Source organism: Streptomyces antibioticus, assembly GCF_002019855.1.
Classification (GTDB): Bacteria; Actinomycetota; Actinomycetes; order Streptomycetales; family Streptomycetaceae; genus Streptomyces; species Streptomyces antibioticus_B.
This window is the reverse complement of record NZ_CM007717.1, coordinates 2,684,939-2,704,168: the sequence shown is the minus strand read 5'-3', so window position 1 is coordinate 2,704,168 and position 19,230 is coordinate 2,684,939. Positions and strand designations below refer to the sequence as shown.

Genomic DNA, 19,230 nt, shown 5'->3' with positions numbered 1-19,230 from the left:
TGGGGAAGGGCGGTCCCTGAGGTACACGAGGAGCGGGGAACAGGCATGCGGGAAGGCCGGTGGGTCACGGTCACCGAGTCCGAGTTCGATCACGAACGCCGTGGCCTGGACGCGATCCGGGAGAAGCTGCCGGACTCCGATCCCTGGCGCGCCTGGTCGAACTTCACCTTCACCGCGAATACAGGCCACGTCCGTGAGGTGGACCTGCTGGTCGTCGCCCCCGGCGGCGTCTGCATGATCGAGCTGAAGGACTGGCACGGCTCGGTCACCTCCGAGAACGGCACCTGGGTGCAGACCACTCCTGGTGGCCGCCGCCGTACGCACGGCAACCCGCTGCACCTGGTCAACCGCAAGGCCAAGGAACTGGCCGGCCTGCTAGCCCTGCCCGGCAACAAGCGGGTCTGGGTCGCCGAGGCCGTCTGCTTCACGGACAACAGCCTCCGAGTACGCCTGCCCGCCCACGACCAGAACGGCGTATACACCGTCCACCAACTGGTCGAGATGCTCAAGCAGCCCCCGCGTGACGAGCGGCGCCGCATCACCGCGATCGGCTCGCGCGAGATCGAGGCGGCCCTCAAGCACATCGGCATCCGCAAGAGCGACGCGCAGTACAAGGTCGGCCCGTACGAGCTGGAGCGGAAGTCCTTCGACTCCGGCCCCACCTGGGCGGACTACCTCGCTCGGCACAGCGACCTGCCCGAGGCCGCCCGCGTCCGCATCTACCTCAGCGAGCGCGGCTCCGACGCCTCCCTGCGCCAGTCCGTCGAGAATGCCGCCCGGCGCGAGGCCGCGGTGCTGGGCCGCTTCAAGCACCCGGGTGCAGTCGAACTCAAGCAGTACTTCCCTTCCGGGCACGCCGCCGGCCCCGCGCTGATCTTCGACTACCACCCGGACACCCTGAAGCTGGACGAGTACCTGGTCCAGTACGGCGAGAAGCTCGACATCCTCGGCCGGATGGCGCTGGTCCGCCAACTCGCCGAGACCATGCGCTCCGCGCACTCCAGCCGCATCCACCACCGGGCACTCGCCGCCCGCTCCGTGCTTGTTGTCCCCCGGGCGCGCGGAAGGAAGGGCCGGGCCGTGGGGGAGGAGGCCGCGTGGCTCAGCCCGCACCTCCAGATCTCCGACTGGCAGATCGCCACCCAGCGCAGCGGCGACTCCTCCCAGGGCCAGGGCCAGGGCATGACCCGCTTCGCGCCGACCGCCCTGTCCGCGATGCACCTGGCCGACGACGCCGACGCCTACCTGGCCCCCGAGCTGACCGCCCTCAACCCCGACCCGGTCCACCTCGACGTGTACGGGCTCGGCGTCCTCACCTACCTGCTGGTCACCGGCAAGGCCCCCGCCGCCAGCCAGGCCGAGCTGCTGGCCCGCCTGGAGGCGGGGGAGGGACTGCGCCCCAGCTCCCTGGTGGACGGCCTGTCGGAGGACGTGGACGAGCTGGTGCAGGCCGCCACCGCCTACCGGCCCGGTCAGCGCCTCTCCAGCGTGGACGAGTTCCTGGAGCTGCTGGAGGTCGTCGAGGACTCCCTCACCGCCCCGGCCCCGGCGGCCACCGCCACGGAGGCGCCGGGCGACGGGGACGACGACACCGCCGCCGACAAGGACCCGCTGGAAGCCGTCGCCGGTGACGTGCTCGCCGACCGGTGGGAGATCCGTCGCCGCCTCGGCACTGGCTCCACCAGCCGCGCCTTCCTCGTCCGCGACCTTCAGGCCGAAGCCCGCAGGACCCGCCCGCTGGCCGTGCTGAAGGTAGCCCTCTCCGACAGCCGCAGCGAGATCCTCGCCCGCGAGGCCGAGGCCATGGGACGCCTGCGCCCCCACTCCGGCATCATCCGCCTCGTCGAACCCGAGCCGCTGCACCTCGGCGGCCGTACCGTCCTGGCCCTGGAGTACGTCGGCGACGAGCGCGACGACGGCGGACCGGGCACCGAGGGCGGCGCACGCCCGCGCCGCCGCGAGGAGACCGTCGCCCGCCAGCTCCGCGAGAACGGCCGCCTCCAGGTCGACCAGCTCGAGGCGTACGGCGACTACCTCTTCGGAGCCGTCGACTTCCTCGAGGGCGAGGGCGTCTGGCACCGCGACATCAAGCCCGACAACATCGCCATCCGCATCCGCCCCAACCGCACCCGCGAACTCGTCCTCATCGACTTCTCCCTCGCCGGCTACCCGGCGAGCAGCACCAACGCGGGCACCGACGGCTACCTCGACCCCTTCGTCGACGTCATCACCCGCGGCTCCTACGACTCGCACGCCGAGCGGTACGCCGTCGCCGTCACCCTGCACCAGATGGCCTCCGGCGAGCTGCCCAAGTGGGGCGACGGCAGCGTCCTGCCGCGCATGACCGACGCGAAGGAGTGGCCGTACCCGACCATCGCGGCCGAGGCCTTCGACCCGGCCGTCCGGGACGGGCTCGTCGCCTTCTTCCAGAAGGCCCTGCACCGTGACGCGGCCACCCGCTTCCCCGAGCTGAAGCCGATGCGGGACGCCTGGCGCAAGGTCTTCCTCGACGCCTCGCAGACCGTCCCGTCCAGCCACCGCTCCCGCCACCCGGCCGCCGAGACCACGGGAGCTGCTGAGCAGGCGCTGCCTGCCGGGGGGATCGCGGACGCCGAGCCGGAGACCGCCGAGCAGCAGCGCGACCGCCTGGCCGCCGAGGTCACCCGGGACACTCCACTGACGGTCTCCGGGCTCACGCCCGCCGCCCAGTCGTTCCTGTACGGCTTGGGCATCACGACGGTCGGTGGACTGCTCGACTACAGCCGCCGCAAGCTCGTCAACGCCCCCGGCCTCGGCGCCAAGACCCGCAACGAGGTCCAGCAGCGGCAGCGTGAATGGGGCGAGCGGCTGCGCGAGATCCCCGTCTCGCCGCTCACACCGAAGGGCCGCGCGGAGGCCAAGGAGGAGCTGGAGCAGCTGACGGCTGCCGAGTCGGCCCTCGTCGGGGAGCTGGCGACGGGCGAATCGGCGGGCGCACTGTCCCCGCGCACCCTCCGCTCCGTCAGCCTCGACACCCTCGCCACCGTCTTCGTGCCCGCCGTCAACAACAACGGCTCCAACCGCAACAAGGCGGAGATGGTCCGGCTGCTGCTGCGCCTGCCCGACGAGCATGGGGTCCTGCCGGACATCGGCGTCTGGCCGAAGCAGAAGGACGTCGCGGACGGCCTCGGGCTGAGCCACGGCCGCATCCCGCAGCTGCTCAAGGACGAGCGCAAGCGCTGGAAGGCGGAGCCCGCCGTCCAGGCCCTGCGCGCGGAGATCATCGACCTTTTGGTGAGCATGGGCCGGGTCGCCTCGGCCGTGGAGATCGCGGACGCCCTGGCGGTCCGGCGCGGCACCCACCTCGCGGGGCGCGAGCAGCGGCGCGCGATGGCGCTGGCGGCCGTACGGGCCGTGGTCGAGGTCGAGCAACTGCTGCCGCAGGAAGCCGAGTTCCAGCACCAGCCGAACCGCAAGGCCACGGATGAGTCCCTCGGCGCCGGCCTGCTCGCCCTCGACGTGCGGGAGAACGATGGCCCGGACACCCCCACCGCGCCGGGCCTGCTGGAGTACGCGACCCGTCTCGGCAAGACGGCCGACCGGCTGGCCAAGCTGGACACCCTGCCGACGGCGGCGACCGTGCTCGCCGACCTGGGCGCGCTGCCGCTGCCGCCGGGCACGGTCGACTGGGACGAGCGGCGCATGGTGGAACTGGCGGCGGCCGCGTCCGTGAACGCCGCCGCCACGCCGCGCCTGGAGATCTACCCGCGCGACCTGTCGCTGGTCAGGGCGCTGCGCCTCACCCAGGCCGGTCTCGTCCGCTGGATCCCGGGCATGCCGGGGGGGCAGCAGCCGGGCCTGACCGGCGAGGCCGTGCACGAGCGGGTCCGCGCCCGCTTCCCGGAGATGGTCGTTCCCGACGGGCGTGGCGGCACGCACCACGACCTGCCGACGGGCGGCCCTCTCACCAAGGCGTTGCGCGACGCCGGCTTCGAACTGTCGCTCAGCATGCGCGAGCGCGAGGGCGTGCTGCGCTATCTGCCGACGCGGGTGGACGACGCGTCGAGCTACTTGACGACGGGTGCGTGGCGGCAGTCGACGCGTACGGGCGCGGTGACGCGGTACGCCGACGACCCGCAGCTCGCGGGCGCGGTGCGCGCGGAGGAACGGCTGCTCGCCTCGGCCCGCCGGGACGGGTTCCGGGTGCTGACCGTCGGGCAGCGGTCGGTGCGCGAGGCGGTGGCCGGGCTGGGCGGCGAACGGCTGGGAGCGGAAGCGGTCTCGGTGACCGAGCTGTTCCTGGAGGCTCTGCACGCGCAGGTCACGCCGGGCACCAAGCCGACCTGGGAGACCCTGCTCAAGGCGGACGCCGCCGAGCCGGGCTCCAAGGGCGCGGTGCGGTTCGCGGAGTACGCGCGCACGGCGTGGGGCGCGGTGGAGCCCCGGATCGCGGAGCTGCTGGGCAACGGTGGCGGCGGTGACGAGGCCGGTCCTGTGCTGCTGACGGAGGCCGGGGCGTTCGCGCGGTACGACGCGATGGGAGTCCTGCACCGGCTGGCGTCGGCGGCCCGGCGGGGCGGGCGGGGGCTGTGGCTCCTGGTCCCGCAGGCCGACCCGTCGCGCGAGCCCCGGCTCGGGCAGGTGGCCGTGCCGTACCAGGCCGGCCTGGGGGAGTGGATTCAGCTTCCGGACACGTGGGTGGGCAACGCCCATCGTGGGTCCGGCGAGGGTATGGCTAGTGCCAGTGGTGTCGAGGGAGACGCGAAGTGATCGACCGCAAGGCTCTGTTGAACGACCTGAAGCAGCAGGTCAAGGCGGTCGAGACCGACCTCGGGCGCCAGGTGAAGGCGCTGGGGGATGTCAACGCGCGGCTCAGGGCCGAGTACGACCAGGCGCGCAAGCTGGGGCGTACGGCGGCGACGTGGACCTCGTGGCTGGACGAGCGGGTCACGCAGGTCGCGGTGGCGTGGGTGCTGGGGACCGTGTTCGTGCGGTTCTGCGAGGACAACCGGCTGATCCCCGAGCCTTACCTGACGGGGCCGGACGGGGACCGGCGGGAGTTGGCGGAGTCCCGGTACGACGCGTACGTGGAGTCGGACGAGGACCCGACGTACCGGGGCTGGTTGGAGAAGGCGTTCGAGGAACTGGGGCAGGGGCAGGCGGGGCGGCTGCTCTTCGACCAGCGGCACAACCCGCTGTACCAGGTTCCGCTGTCGCATGACGGTGCGCGGGAGTTGGTCGAGTTCTGGCGGGGGAGGGATGAGGCGGGCGTCCTCGTCCACGACTTCACCGACCCGCTGAACGAGGACGGCACGGAGGGCTGGGACACGCGGTTCCTGGGTGATCTGTACCAGGACCTGAGCGAGGCCGCTCGGAAGACGTATGCGCTGCTTCAGACGCCGGAGTTCGTGGAGGAGTTCATCCTCGACCGGACGATGAATCCGGCTGTGCGGGAGTTCGGGTACGAGGAACTGAAGATGATCGACCCTACGTGTGGGTCGGGGCACTTTGTGCTGGGGGCGTTTCGGCGGTTGGTGCGGCTTTGGGGAGAGGGACAGCCGGGGCGGGATGTGCATGAGCGGGTCCGGGCAGCGCTGGACTCGGTGCACGGGGTGGACATCAATCCGTTTGCGGTGGCTATTGCGCGGTTCCGGCTGTTGGTTGCAGCTATGGCTGCCAGTGGCACGCTGACCTTGGTGGAAGCTGCGAAGTACGAGTGGCCGGTGCATTTGGCGGTGGGTGACTCGCTCATCAAGGCTCGACAGTTGGAGCTGACGCTGGGTGGGGACGAGGATGACGTGGATGACCCACTGGCGTCGTTCGCTTACGCCACGGAGGACGTTCACGAGCATCCGGGAATCTTGGAGCAGGGGAGCTACCACGTGGTGGTGGGGAACCCGCCGTACATCACGGTCAAAGACAAGATGTTGAATGATCTATATCGGGAGCTATACGACGCCTGCGGCGGTACGTACGCGTTGTCGGTTCCGTTTGCTCAGCGTTTCTTCGGTCTCGCCAAGCGGGGGGACGCTGAGGGGCGTGGATATGGAATGGTTGGCCAGATCACGGCGAATTCTTTTATGAAGCGTGAGTTCGGCACGAAGCTAATTGAAAGCTACTTTGCCCATCAAGTTGAACTGACTGAGGTTATCGACACCTCGGGAGCTTATATTCCCGGGCATGGCACGCCCACAGTGATCTTGGTGGGTAAGCGACGTTCTGGGAGTGATCGTTCAGCCGTCATCCGCACGGTGCGGAGTGTTCAGGGGGAACCGTCGGCGCCCGAGAATGCTGAGGATGGTCTCGTATGGAGGGCAATTCAAAGCCAAATTGACGAACCTGGCTCGTATAGTCAGTGGGTTTCGACTGATGATCTAGAACGCAATCGGTATTTCGGCTCTCATCCCTGGATTTTGACAGCAGGAAGCCTTGAGCTTGTTGAGCAGATTGAAGGTGCCGCATCTCGCAAGTTGCGCTCTGTCGTTGAACCGCCTATCGGTCGAGGCGTTCGTGTGGGGGCAGATGAAGCATATATTCGGCCGCTCCGTGCAACTCTTCGCACTACGGCAGACAAGCGTGCATTGCGGCCACTCATGGTAGGCGAAGTGGTGCGTGATTGGCAGGGGAACCCCTCGGATGCGATTTGGTATCCCTACGCCAAAGAGGCTGATGACGTTAGGCTCTCGCAAGAGCTGTGGTTTCTGCGGAGGTTTCTGGAGGTTCGGCGTACCTTCCAGGGGAGCATGGCGGATGCTGGGCTTCGCTGGTGGGACTACATGCAGCACACGGCATCTGCGTATGAAGCGCCACTGTCGATCACGTTCGCGGATGTGACAACGCACAATCACTTTGCCATGGACTCTGGTAGCAGTGTGTACAACCGTACCGCGCCAGTTATCAAGCTTGCCACTTCTGCTACCCGAGAAGATCACCTGCCTTTGGTGGCGTTGCTGAACAGTTCAACGGCTGGCTTCTGGCTGAAGCAGGTGTGTTTCGACAAGGGGAACGGCGGGATCGGGGGTGGCATCTCTGACGAACTATGGGAGCATCGTTTCGCGTTCAACGGGACGAACGTTGAACAGTTCCCGCTTCCTGCTCGGTATCCCACTATGCTCGCCGCTACCCTCGACAGCCTCACTCAACGGCTATCTTCCGCTGCCCCCTCCGCCATGGCCAAAGCCTGCACTCCCACGGCTTCAACACTTCACGAGGCTCGCAAGACGTGGGAATTTACGCGCACCCGGATGGTCGCCTTGCAGGAGGAGTTGGACTGGCAGGTCTACTCTCTTTACAGCCTTCACCACGAAAGTCTCCGAGTCTCCGAAGACCCCGACGACCCGAACCTTCCCGAACTTTCCCTCGGTGAGCGGGCCTTCGAGATTGTCCTCGCCCGCCGTGTGGCCGCAGGCGAGGCCAGTGGCGAGTGGTTCAAGCGGCACAACTCCACCCCCGTCACGGAGATCCCAGCCCACTGGCCCACCCCCTACCGCGAGATCGTCCAAAAGCGAATCGACGCAATCGAGTCGAACCGCGCCATCGGCATGATCGAGCGCCCCGAGTACAAGCGGCGCTGGGCCACTGAAGGTTGGGATGCGCTCCAGGAGAAGGCGCTCCGGGCCTGGCTGCTCGACCGGATGGAGAGCCGCGACCACTGGTTCGACGAGAACGGGCAGCCCGCCATTCTCACCCTGGCCCGGCTCACCGACGCGCTCTCCCGCGACGAGGACTTCGTCTCCGTTGCCAAGCTCTACGCGCCCCGCAAGGAACTTGCGAAGGTTGTTGCCGAGCTGGTCACCGACGAGCACGTGCCATTCCTCTCCGCCCTGCGCTACAAGCCATCCGGCCTGAAGAAGCGCGCCGACTGGGAAGAGGTGTGGGACCTCCAGCGCAAGGAGGATGCCGCGCCTGACGAGCCCGCCAAGCGGAAGATCCGGGACTCCATCCCCGTGCCGCCGAAGTACACCTCGGCCGACTTCCTCCGCCCCTCCTACTGGCGGGCGCGCGGCAAGCTTGACGTGCCCAAGGAGCGGTTCGTCTCCTACGGACAGACCAACGCCGCCACCCCCGAGCTGTACGGGTGGGCCGGCTGGGACCATCGGGAGCAGGCGCAGGCCCTCGCCACGTACTTCACCAACACCGCGCTGTCCACCGAGGAGATCACGCCCTTCCTCGCTGGCCTGCTGGAACTCCAGCCGTGGCTGTCCCAGTGGCACAACGAGTTCGACATGCTCTACAGCGGCTCCCCGGCGGACTTCTTCGCTGGTTATCGCCAGCAGAAGCAGGGCGAGCACGGCCTCACGGACGACGATCTCCGTAACTGGCAGCCTCCGGCCGCAATCCGAGGTCGCCGCGCCGCAGTGAAGAAGTAGTCGGAAACGGCTCGGTGTCGTGCTTGTGCGCCGATGCCGAGTCCGCTGGACCGGGGGTCGCCGCGTGCGTGTGCGGGCGGCCTCCGGTCGGTACGCGCAGCTCCGCCCAGACCATCTTGCCGGGGGCGGTCGGACGAGGGGTGACGCCCCAGTCGTCCGCGAGGGCAGCGACGAGGAGCAGGCCACGGCCGGACTCGGATGCGAAGTCGGGGGCCGGGGGAGTCGACGGGGGCAGTTTCTCGGCCCGGGTGTCGGTCACCTCGATGCGGAACACGCCCTCGGTCAGGGTGAGTTGCACGTGGAAGTCCCGGCCGGGCACGTGACCGTGGCGTACGGCGTTAGCGGTGAACTCCGCCGCGATGAGGGTGAGTGTCTCGTTGACCGGCGTCGTGTACGGGTGACCCCAGTCGTTCAGTCGGTGTGAGACGAATCGGCGGGCGAGGCGGGCACCGCGCGGCGTTGAGGTGAAGCGCATGGTGAACTCGCGTTCGGGTGCGAGGTGCCGTGGCATATGCCCGTTCGGGGGAGTTGCTGCATTCATACGGTCAACGGTTGCGGACTCTGCGTAGCGTTGAACAGGAGCGACGCCCTGACGGGTACGGGCTGTACACGTCGGCTGTGCGCTTGTAAGAGGTGTCGGGCGTGACCGGTTTCCGGGCTGCGTGTTGGGCGGGTGGAGTCCGGTGGCCGTGGTGGTCGTACGGGAGGAGTCGCGGCGTGGACGACGAGGTTCAGCAGCCGGAGTACGAGGTCGGGACGGGCATTCTGTGTGTGTTCGGGCGGCAATTGAAGCTGTTCCGGGAACGGGCGGGGATGGACCGGGCGAGGTTCGGTTCGCTGACCGGATACTCGGCCTCGACGATCGCGGCGTTCGAGCAGGCGAGACGTATTCCGCCACCGAGGTTCATCGAGCAGGCTGATGAAGTGCTTGACGCGAGTGGGGTGTTGAGCGCGGGCAAGGAGGAGGTCGCTCGGGCTCAGTATCCGGCGTTCTTCCGGGACGCGGCAAAGCTGGAGACCGAGGCGGTTGTACTGCACGTGTACGCCACTCAGGCTATGCCAGGACTCCTGCAGACCGAAGGTTACGGGCGAGCGGTGTTCGCCATGTGGCGCCCGCAACTGGACGAACAAGTCATCGAGCAGCGGTTGGTCGCCAGGTTGGCGAGACAGGAGATCTTCGACCGGCGGCCCGCTCCGCACCTGAGCTTTGTGATCGAGGAGGCCGTACTCCTGCGTCCGCTGGGTGGTGAGGCGGTATGGCGGGGGCAGTTGGAGCAACTCCTGCTCGTCGAGGAGAAGCGGAACGTGGAGATTCAGGTGATGCCGCTCTCCCGTCAGGAACATGCGGGATTGGCCGGCCCGTTCACCTTGATGGAGATGAGGGATGGGCGCAGGATCGCCTATGCCGAGGTACAAGGCGACAGCCGGGTCCATACGGAGCGTCAGAGAGTCCGAGAGCTTGAGCGTACGTACGGGTCCCTGCGCGCACAGGCCCACACTCCGGCAGAATCACGTGCGTTGATCGAGAAGCTGTTGGGAGAGAGATGAGCGGGGAGAACGCCGGGCTTGGCCTGGACGGACTGGCGTGGTTCAAGAGCAGTTACAGCGCTGGTGACGGCGGCGAATGTGTAGAGGTCGCCACCTGCCCCGACAGGGTCCGCGTCCGCGACTCAAAGGACGCAACCCGAGTCGCGCTGGCCGTACAACCCAGGGCGTGGACCGCTTTCATCGAGTTCGCGGCACTCTGACAGTGGCGGCCCCGATGGCAGGGCCTTCCGGCGAGCGTGTGCTTGTCGAGGGCCCTGTGCATTCCGCCTCCGCAGCACCTTCAGCGGTCTCGGCGTCTTGCCCGCCGGGCGCCATGCCGGTGTCGGCTGTCATGACGGTCAACATCCGGCCAGAGGGCGCAGGTTCCCAGCGGAGGTCGCCTTCCCAGGGGCGATCGGCACCGTGATGGATCCAACCCGCACCCCACCGTCACGCATGTAACGAGGTCTCAACGGAGCAGGTCCGATCAGGCCCTTGGAGCCCGGAGCTACTGTAAGTTCTTGCCATGAAACCGGGTAAAGGGATCGAGAACCCCGAGTCGCGCTTCTCTACGGTGTTGGTGAGCGCAGCCAAGCTTCCGGGTGTGCGTATCAACAGGGAGGCGTACCTCCGAAGTGCGCTGGCTCGCCGCTGCTCGGAGGAGGAGATCCGGAAGGCGGTAGAGGAGACCCCCGCTGCGGCAGGCATATCCGTCGAGATTCTCGACAAGGTGGCCGGCGACTCCATTCGCTACGAGACCGCCAAGGTCAGTGCTCTCTCCGCCGCCGCCGGGATACCCGGTGCCCTCGCCCTTCCCGCCACCGTGCCCGCCGACCTGGCTCAGTATGTCGGCCATATGCTGCGTATCGCGCAGAAACTCGCGTACCTCTACAGTTGGCCCGATCTGTTCTCCGACGAGGGCGACGACGTCGACGACGCGACCATGGCGGTGCTCACGCTGTTCTTCGGTGTGATGTTCGGTACCCAGTCGGCGAACGCCGCCGTGGGGAAGGTCGCGGCGATGATGTCGGAGCAGGCCGTCAAGAAGCTGCCTCAGAAGGCGCTCACCAAGGGCCTCATCTATCCCATCGTCAAAAAGGTCGCAGCCTACCTCGGCGTCAAGATGACAAAGGATTCCTTCGCGAAGAGCGTCTCGAAGGCCATCCCCCTCGTCGGTGCCGCCGTCTCCGGCACCCTCACCTTCGCGACCTACCTTCCGATGGCCAAGAGGCTCAAGAAGCACCTTGCCGGCCTGTCGCTGGCAGATCCGTCGCATCGTATGGCGGACGGGGACGTCGTGGACGGCGAAGTAGTGGAAGACCACGAGGAACCTGTTGCCGCAGCACACGCTGACCAGCTCGACGCGGACACCACTGCCGTCAAGGTGGAGGAACCCCAGCATTGACGCTGCGAGCGCCCTACTGACTGCCGATGGTCAGCGTGCTGACATCCGCCGGAGTGGCACGTCGTGGGCACCGCCGCCTACCTGTATTTCGGGATTCTCCCCTACGATCTGGACCGGTGGCCGACCTCGGGCCGGGGCGGCGAACCGCCCCCCCGTGGGCCGGGCCTGCGTGGCACGTCCGAGCACTAAGGGGAGCGCGGGCACACCGAAGGAAGCGAGCTGCGAAGGGGGACGAGCCGTGATCGGCTCAGAGCTTCACGACCAGCACGCGGTCGGCGCACAGCTTGCGCATGTCGTCCTCGTCCGACGTGAACACGGTGACCGGGCCGGGCTGCCGCAGCGCGACGGCGGCGAGGGCCGCGTCGATGGCGTACTTGTGGCCGTGCAGGCCCGTCGCCTTCAAGAGGCCGGTCGCCTCCTTGGCGATCTCCTCGGTCACCGGCTCGATACGGATCTTGGAGAGGGCCCAGTGCCATTTGGGGAGCTGGCGCGTGGGGTCGTATGCCTCGATGAGAGTCATCGAGGTGGTGACGACCGGGATACCCGCGTCGTCGGCGTGCCTCAGGTAGGCGCCCATGCGGCGCTCCCCACGCACCCACTGCGAAAGCCCCTCGCTGTCGAGTACGTAGACCCGGTTTCCGGTCACGCGGCATCCCGCTTCGGCCCGCGCGGCTGCTCACCGGTCTCGGAGGCGCCGGTCCGCTCGGCGTGCTGCCGTTCCAGGTCGCGGTGCTCGGCCTCGACCTCGGCCAGTTCCGCCTCGGTGATCTCCCCGTACTCGGACTCCCACCACCCCACCGCCTCGTGCAGACGCTCCCGCTCCCGCTGGCGCTCTATGGCGTGCGTGACGTAGCGGCTGAAGCCGCCGGGGCCGACCTCGGCCCGGATGGCCTCGGCGAGCTCCTCGGGAAGCGTCACGGTGTACTTCTTGGTTGCCATACCATCGACCATACCGAGGGTCTGATCAGGCAGCCAACCAGCAGCAGACATCTCCACACGATTGAGTACGACCGGCGGCCGAGGCCGCCAGAAGGAGAGCGAGACAGGTAATGGCCCAGCCGCCCCTCCTCCGCGATGTCATCGACATCAAGAAGAAGATCTCCACTTCCGACTTCGTGCTGTCGCTCGCCGAGGCGACGACCCCGGAAGGCGCCCAGAACGCGCTCAAGGACTACGTCGTCACCGAGCGGCTGCTGGAGAACTTCGACGAGGCGCTGGCGCTCATCAAGTCCTCGCTCGACGGACACCGGTCCAAGGCGGCCTACCTGCACGGCTCGTTCGGTTCCGGTAAGTCGCACTTCATGGCGGTGCTCTACGCGCTGCTCAGCGGCGACTCGGCCGCCCGTGCCCGTACCGAGTTCGACCCGGTGCTGACCAAGCACGAGTGGCTCACCACGGACGGCAAGAAGTTCCTGCTCGTGCCGTACCACATGCTCGGCGCGAAGGCCCTCGAACAGCGAGTGCTCGGCGGGTACGTCACGCACGTCAAGAAGCTGCACCCGGACGCCCCGACCCCGCAGGTGTACCGGACCGACTCCCTCTTCGCTGACATCCGGGCCAACCGCTCCAACTTCGGCGACGAGGCAGTCATCCGCCGCCTGGGTGGCGGTGACGCGGGCGACGACGAGACGGACGAATGGGGCGAGGGCTTCGCCTGGACCCCGCAGCTCCTGGACACCGCCCTCGCCGCCGAGGAGGACCACGAGGGGGGCACCCCGCTCGACCTCCGCAACCCCTCCACCCCGGCCGAGCTGCGCGCCAAGCTGGTCAACGACGCCGCGACGAACCTCTTCCCCGGCTTCGCCCAGAACGCCGCCGAGAACGAGCACGGCTTCATCTCCCTGGACGCCGGGCTGTCCGTCATCGCCGAGCACGCCAAGTCGCTCGGCTACGACGGGCTGATCCTGTTCCTGGACGAGCTGATCCTCTGGCTCGCGACCCTCATCCACGAGCAGAAGTTCGTGGCCCGCGAGGCCAGCAAGATCACGAACTTCGTGGAGGGCGGCGACGCCCGACGCGCCATCCCCGTCGTGTCGTTCATCGCCCGCCAGCGCGACCTGCGCGAACTCGTCGGCGAGGAGGTGTCCGGCGCGGCGGAAGCCTCCATCCAGGACACCCTGAACCTGGCCTCCGGCCGCTTCGACAAGATCACCCTGGAGGACCGCAACCTCCCGCAGATCGCCCACGCGCGCATCCTCAAGCCGAAGGACGCCGAGGCGGAGCGGCTCGTCGACGCGGCCTTCGAGCAGACCAGGCGGGTCGGCACCCAGGTCTGGGACACCCTCCTCGGCTCGGAGAAGGGCACGACCGGCGCGGACGCGGAGTCGTTCCGCCTGACGTACCCCTTCTCGCCGGCGTTCATGGACACCCTCGTCCACATCTCGTCCGCGCTGCAGCGCTCCCGTACCGGTCTCAAGCTGATGGGCCAGCTGCTCGCCGACCACCGCGACGAGATCCGGCTCGGACAGCTCATCCCCGTCGGCGACCTCTACCCGGTGATCGCGGAGGGCGGCGACAAGCCGTTCACCGACAGCCTGAAGGTCGTCTTCGAGGCCGCCGACAAGCTCTACAAGACCAAACTGCGGCCCTACCTCCTCAGCTCGTACGACATCACCGAGGACGACGTCAGGCAGTACCGCACCAGCCCCGAGACCGTCACCGACCCGCAGCGCGCCAACCGCTGCCGCATGTTCATCGGCGACAACCGGCTCGTGTGCACGCTGCTGCTTTCGGCGCTCGCGCCCAGCGTGCCCTCGCTGGCCGAGCTGACCATCCGGCGGCTCGGCGCGCTCAACCACGGGTCCGTGCTCGCGCCCATCCCGGGCGCCGAGGTCGGCATCATCAAGAACAAGGTCGCCGAGTGGGCGGCCAGGTTCCCCGAGATCAAGGAGACCGGCACCGACGCCAACCCCGGCGTACGGCTGGAGCTGTCCGGCGTCGACGTCGACTCCGTCATCGCCAACGCCCAGGTCAACGACAACCCCGGCAACCGGGTCGCCCTCGCCCGGCGCCTGCTGTCCGAGGAACTGGGCGTCGAGCACGGGCAGTTGAGCGACCAGCTCGGCTTCGTGTGGCGCGGTACCACCCGCACCGCCGAGATCGTGTTCGGCAACGTCGCCGACGAGGACGAGCTGCCCGACCACGACCTGATGCCGCAGGAGGACGGCCGCTGGCGGATCGCCATAGACCTCCCCTTCGACGAGGGCGAGTGGGGGCCGGTCGACGACGTCAACCGGATCCAGCGACTGCGCGAGCGCCAGCAGGGCGAGCGGTCCCGGGTCGTCGCCTGGCTGCCCGCGCACCTGTCCGCCCAGCGCTTCGCCGACTTCAGGCGGCTCGTCGTCATCGACAAGGCCCTCGCCGACGAGCACCGCTTCGACACCCAGTACGCCGGCCACCTCAACGCCGACAACCGCAGCCGCGCCAAGGGCCTCCTCGAAACCCAGCGCGAGGCCCTGCTCAAGCAGATCAAGGGCGCCTTCAAGCAGGCATACGGGCTCGCTCAGAAGCAGCCGGCCGACGTCGTACCCGACTTCGACGACCACCTCGTCCCGCTGCCCGACGTGGATGGCCTCACCCTGGCCTTCGGGCAGAGTCTGCACGACGGCATCCGGCACGTGGCGGGCAAACTGCTCGCCCACCAGTACCCGGCGCACCCCGACCTCGACCCCGACGGGAGCGGTGTCGCCGTCAAGGCCGTCGACACCAAGAAGGTGTTCGGCCACGTCCGGGCCGCCGCCGAGGCTCGTGACGGGCGGGTGGAGGTCCCGGCCGCCGACCGCAAGCTCATGCAGCGGATCGCGGGGCCTCTACGCCTCGGGCAGCAGAAGGAGGCGTACTTCGAGCTGTCCCGTTACTGGGCCGACCACTTCCGGCAGCTCGCCAGCGCCCAGGGCGTCACCGGGGACCTGTCCCTGATCACCCTGACCGACTGGACGGACAAGCCCGACCCGCGCGGCCTGCCCGACTTCCTCGCCCGGCTCGTCGTCGCCGCGTTCGCCGAGATGGACGACCGGGTGTGGGTGCGCGGCGGCACCGTCCTCGACCCCGCGCCCGAAGTGTCCGCGATCAAGGACCACGACGCGCTGCGCAGCCAGCCGCTGCCCACCGAGACGGACTGGGACACCGCACGGCAGCGCTTCGAGACGGTCTTCGGGGCGAAGCCGCCGGCCCTGCGGCGCGGCCGGATGGTCAACCAGTTCGCCCGCCAGATCATCGAGGCCGCCCGTGCCCACCGCGACCACGCGGCCGACCTGGTGCACCAACTGGGCGCCCACGCCTCCTTCCTCGGCCTCGACCAGACCGCCGACACCGGACGCCTCGCCCTCGCCCGCCGCTCCCTGCAACTGCTGGACGCCGTCACGGCGGAGGCCGGCAAGGGCGCGGCCGGGGCGAAGAAGACCGTGGAGGCCCTCGCCTCCTTCGACCTGGGCCACACGAGTGCCGACCGATTTGGGACCTCCATCAAGCAGGCCCGCAGCGTTGCGGAAGCGGTCGCCTCCGCCCCCTGGAGCACCCTCGAACTCGCCGCCGGACTCGGCCCCGAGGGCGCGGCGCTGCTCGACTCGCTGCGCAACGTCGCCCGCGACGACCAGCGCACCGCGGACCTGCGCGACGCCCTGGCCCGCACCCAGCGTGAGGTCGTCGCCCTGGTGAAGCGCGCCCAGGCCGCCAGCACCCCGCCGCCCGCGCCTGCCGCGCCGCAGCCCACGGCCGACGACCTGTCCCTGAACACACCGACCAGCGACCCGCGCGTCCCGTACACCCCGCAGGGGCCCGCCGCCCCGGCCTCCTCCGGCAGCGGTTCCGCGCGAACGGCCGGTGGCCGCCGTACGACCGTGGCACGCGCCGCCGCCGACCTCCAGGCGGAACTGTCCGAACTGGCCGCCCGCCACCCCGACGCGACCATCGAGATCACCTGGAAGGTCGTCGAATGACGGACACCGTCGCCGCCGCGCCAGGCGCCGTCCGGCTGAACACCGCGACCGTCACCCAGTACCTGTCCTCGCAGTCCTCCCTCGCCGCCTCCCTGACCGGTGACGGCGGGGGCAGGCGCAGGGTGGTGCTGCTGCGGTCCGCGCCCCAGTGGGACGGGCCGGCCGAACCCGCCTGGGGCGAGGGCCGCACGGCCGGTGTCGCGGTGGCGTCCTCACCGCTGGCCGTCCATGAACTCGTCCTCGACCATCTGGGAGGACGCCGTCCCGGCCCCGCCGTACTGGTCGTCCTCACCGACCGGGAACAGAGCGAACTCGACCCGGCGATCCTCGCCCGCGTCCACAAGCTGCGTATCGACACCGTCGACAGCTGGGACGTCGTCCGCGAGGCGTTCGGCGCCCGGCAGATCGACCCCCGGCTCAAGGACGTCAACTGGGCCGCCGAGGCGCTCCTCGACGCCACCCCGCCCGGCGGCTGGCCGGCCGTTCCAGGCGGCTGGCTGTCCCGCCAGTACGCCCTCACCGCGCTCGCCCAGCGCCGCCTGCGCCTGGGCCGCTACGACACCGAGGACGGCCCGCGCCGCCCGGGCGACGACCGGCTCGATGCCGGGGCCCTGTTGCACTGGTCGACCAGGCCCGGCGCGCCCGAACGGTTCCTCGCCCTGCGCGGTCCCGAACGCGCCGGACTGGCCGCCTTCCTCGGTGAGGAGGACCAGGCCGGCCTCGCCGGACGCGCCTTGCTCGCCCTCGTCGACGCCGAACGCGGTGCGGACGCCGCCGCCTTCGGCCTGGTGTGCACGGCCCTGTGGCAGCATGCCGCCCCCGTCCCCGAGACGTACCAGGCCCGGGGGCGCGCCGAACGCTACTTCGGGGACCGGCCCCCGGCACTCGGTGAACAGCTCGATGCCCTGGTGACCGTCTTCGGGCAGACCGCTGAGGAGTACGTCACCGCGCTGCTGGCGACCGGACACCGTACCGCTGGCACCGAAGCTGACCGGGCCCGCGAGGCCCGCCGCACCACCGGCACCGTGCTGGACCGTGCGGCCGTGCTGGCCCGCCAGTTCGGCGCGGAACACGCCGTCGCGGCGAGCCCCGTCCTGCGTGGTGGTCTCGATGCCCGGTTCACCGCGGTCGGCCAGGCCCTCGCGGCGGGTGACACGCCCGCGGTCGCGGACGCCGTACGACTGCTCCAGGACCATCGGCTCGCGGTGGAACCCGAAGAGTCGGCTCGTGTCGAACGCGCCCGCATGGGAGAGCGCCTCGCCCGCTGGCTGGCCACCGACCCGTCCGCCGACGCCCCCACCGTCGCCGATGCCATACAGCGGCACGTCCACGAGACCGGCTGGGTGGATCTCGCCCTGGAGCACATCGAAGCGGGCGGCGACCGGGACCCCGTCCTCAAGGCCGCTTACGACACGCTCGGCACCCGCGTCAGGGACCGCCGTCGGCAGATCGACGCGTCCTTCGCCGTGAACCTGGCCTCCTGGACGCAGGCAGGTACCCAGCCGGGCAGCATGCTCACAGTGGAGACCTTCCTCCACCGTGTCGTCGGACCGCTCGTCACGCGCGGCGAAGAACGCCGGGTGCTGCTGCTCGTGCTCGACGGCATGAGCGCGGCCATAGCGAACGAACTCGGCGAGGAACTGCGCCGTTCCTGGGCGGAGTTCGACCCGCTTCCCACAGAGGGTGCACCGCTGCGGCGGGCCATGGCCGCCGCCCTGCCCACCGTGACGGCCGTGTCCCGCACCTCGCTCTTCGCGGGCACGCTGATGAAGGGCACCCAGGCCGACGAGAAGCGACTCTTCCCCACGCTGAAGCTGTGGGGCGGAGCCCCCGCCGCCGTCTTCCACAAGGACGACCTGCGCACCGAGACCGCGGGCGACACCTTCGGACCGGCGCTCACGGAGGCGCTTGCCGACGGCAGGACACATGTCGCCGTCGTCCTCAACGCCATCGACGACCGGCTCGCCAAGGAGCAGAAGCTCGGCGACGGCGCATGGCGGGTCGATGACGTACCCGGTCTGCGCGACCTGCTCCGGGTAGCGGCGGCTCAGGGCATGGCGGTCATCGTCACCAGCGACCATGGCCATGTTGTCGACCGACACGGGACCAAGGCCGACGCAGCCACCGAGCCGGCGTCCGCCCGGCACCGCTTGCCCGGCGGCCCGCTCGGCGAACGGGAGATCTCCCTGTCCGGGCCGCGCGTGGTCTGGCCCGAGTCCGGCGCGTCCATCGTTGCGCTCTGGGACGCGGACTCCCGCTACACCGCCCTCAAGGCCGGCTACCACGGCGGGGCCTCCCTCGCCGAGTTCACCATCCCGGTGCTCGCATTCCTGCCGTTCGGGGCGGAGCCGCCAAGGGGATGGCGGGAGTTGGGAGACCAGAGGCCGGTTTGGTGGGCTCCGGAGGAGGCTGGGAAGCCGGGATCGGGCGAGCGTCCGGCTCAGCCGGCGGACGCGGCCCTCAAGAAGGCGACGGCGAAAACCCGGAAGAAGCAACCCGACCCGGTCACGCTGCCCGACGCGCTCTTCGACGTGGCGCTGACTGCCGGAGGAGACGACGCATTGCTCACGCCTGTCGTTGTCTCCCGGACAGAGTCGCTCGTTACGGCGCTACTCGACTCGGAGATGTATGGGGTGCAGCTCGACGGCCTCGCCCGCAAGCCCCAGAAGGAGCAGGTCCACAGAGCCCTGGCTGCCCTGCTCGATGCAGGAGGTACCTTGCCCGTGACCGCGCTCGCCCAGCGCGCGGGCATGCCCACCACTCGCGGTGACGGCTTCGCCGCGGTCCTGCGCCAGCTCCTCAACTACGACGGTGTACAGGTGCTGGAGAACCTGCCGGACGGGCGCACGGTACGGATCCACGAGGGACTACTGCGCGAACAGTTCGCTCTTGGCGGGAGCTGACACGACAGGCACGCATGCGTCTGCGCGCAGGAAGTGTAGGTCGCAGGCGCTTTTGGGGGAGACAGACCGGGGGGCGGCCCTTCGCTTTGAAGCGGGGCCGCCCCCGAGAC

Annotated in this window: 10 protein-coding genes; 7 read left to right on the top strand and 3 right to left on the bottom strand. The window is 69.3% G+C overall.

The genetic code is table 11. The features are described 5' to 3' along the window. Positions 1-45 precede the first annotated feature (45 nt). Positions 46-4,749, top strand: a complete 4,704-nt coding sequence (gene pglW, locus AFM16_RS11995; protein ID WP_078633290.1) for a BREX system serine/threonine kinase PglW — start codon at positions 46-48, stop codon at positions 4,747-4,749. Next, positions 4,746-8,348, top strand: a complete 3,603-nt coding sequence (pglX, locus tag AFM16_RS11990) for a BREX-2 system adenine-specific DNA-methyltransferase PglX (RefSeq protein WP_078633289.1) — start codon at positions 4,746-4,748, stop codon at positions 8,346-8,348. The genes pglW and pglX overlap by 4 nt, the downstream gene beginning before the upstream one ends. On the opposite strand, the gene AFM16_RS11985 is transcribed toward pglX, so the two are convergent. Further along, complete coding sequence (locus AFM16_RS11985) at positions 8,275-8,859, bottom strand: ATP-binding protein (RefSeq protein WP_167797178.1); 585 nt, start codon at positions 8,857-8,859, stop codon at positions 8,275-8,277. The two genes, pglX and AFM16_RS11985, sit on opposite strands and share 74 nt — an antisense overlap. Positions 8,860-9,065: 206 nt before the next feature. On the opposite strand from AFM16_RS11985, the gene AFM16_RS11980 reads away from it, so the two are divergent. From AFM16_RS11980 to AFM16_RS11970, 3 genes are all read left to right on the top strand, one after another. Then, on the top strand, positions 9,066-9,896 hold the full coding sequence (locus AFM16_RS11980; RefSeq protein WP_078633288.1) for a helix-turn-helix domain-containing protein: 831 nt from the start codon (positions 9,066-9,068) through the stop codon (positions 9,894-9,896). Continuing rightward, on the top strand, positions 9,893-10,096 hold the full coding sequence (locus tag AFM16_RS11975) for a DUF397 domain-containing protein (RefSeq protein ID WP_078633287.1): 204 nt from the start codon (positions 9,893-9,895) through the stop codon (positions 10,094-10,096). The genes AFM16_RS11980 and AFM16_RS11975 overlap by 4 nt, the downstream gene beginning before the upstream one ends. Positions 10,097-10,401: 305 nt before the next feature. Further along, a complete protein-coding gene (locus tag AFM16_RS11970) occupies positions 10,402-11,280 on the top strand; it encodes a hypothetical protein (RefSeq protein WP_078633286.1) in 879 nt (292 codons plus the stop codon). Between the two features lie 247 nt (positions 11,281-11,527). Here the strand turns inward: AFM16_RS11970 and AFM16_RS11965 are convergent, their stop codons facing one another. Beyond that, on the bottom strand, positions 11,528-11,926 hold the full coding sequence (locus tag AFM16_RS11965; protein ID WP_078633285.1) for a PIN domain-containing protein: 399 nt from the start codon (positions 11,924-11,926) through the stop codon (positions 11,528-11,530). Continuing rightward, positions 11,923-12,219, bottom strand: coding sequence for a hypothetical protein (locus tag AFM16_RS11960; protein WP_078633284.1), 297 nt, complete (start codon positions 12,217-12,219; stop codon positions 11,923-11,925). Before AFM16_RS11960 ends, AFM16_RS11965 begins: the two co-directional genes overlap by 4 nt. A gap of 110 nt (positions 12,220-12,329) precedes the next feature. Between AFM16_RS11960 and pglY the strand changes: the two genes are divergently transcribed. After that, a complete protein-coding gene (pglY, locus tag AFM16_RS11955; protein ID WP_078633283.1) occupies positions 12,330-16,217 on the top strand; it encodes a BREX-2 system ATPase PglY in 3,888 nt (1,295 codons plus the stop codon). Continuing rightward, complete coding sequence (gene pglZ / locus AFM16_RS11950; protein WP_078633282.1) at positions 16,214-19,120, top strand: BREX-2 system phosphatase PglZ; 2,907 nt, start codon at positions 16,214-16,216, stop codon at positions 19,118-19,120. The genes pglY and pglZ overlap by 4 nt, the downstream gene beginning before the upstream one ends. Positions 19,121-19,230: the final 110 nt, after the last annotated feature.

Excerpts from the sequence above, each read along its gene's own strand:
- pglW (WP_078633290.1), top strand. The coding sequence starts at position 46 with ATGCGGGAAGGCCGGTGGGTCACGGTCACCGAGTCCGAGTTCGATCAC.
- AFM16_RS11985 (WP_167797178.1), bottom strand. The coding sequence starts at position 8,859 with ATGCCACGGCACCTCGCACCCGAACGCGAGTTCACCATGCGCTTCACC.
- AFM16_RS11975 (WP_078633287.1), top strand. The coding sequence starts at position 9,893 with ATGAGCGGGGAGAACGCCGGGCTTGGCCTGGACGGACTGGCGTGGTTC.
- AFM16_RS11970 (WP_078633286.1), top strand. The coding sequence starts at position 10,402 with ATGAAACCGGGTAAAGGGATCGAGAACCCCGAGTCGCGCTTCTCTACG.
- AFM16_RS11960 (WP_078633284.1), bottom strand. The coding sequence starts at position 12,219 with ATGGCAACCAAGAAGTACACCGTGACGCTTCCCGAGGAGCTCGCCGAG.
- pglY (WP_078633283.1), top strand. The coding sequence starts at position 12,330 with ATGGCCCAGCCGCCCCTCCTCCGCGATGTCATCGACATCAAGAAGAAG.
- pglZ (WP_078633282.1), top strand. The coding sequence starts at position 16,214 with ATGACGGACACCGTCGCCGCCGCGCCAGGCGCCGTCCGGCTGAACACC.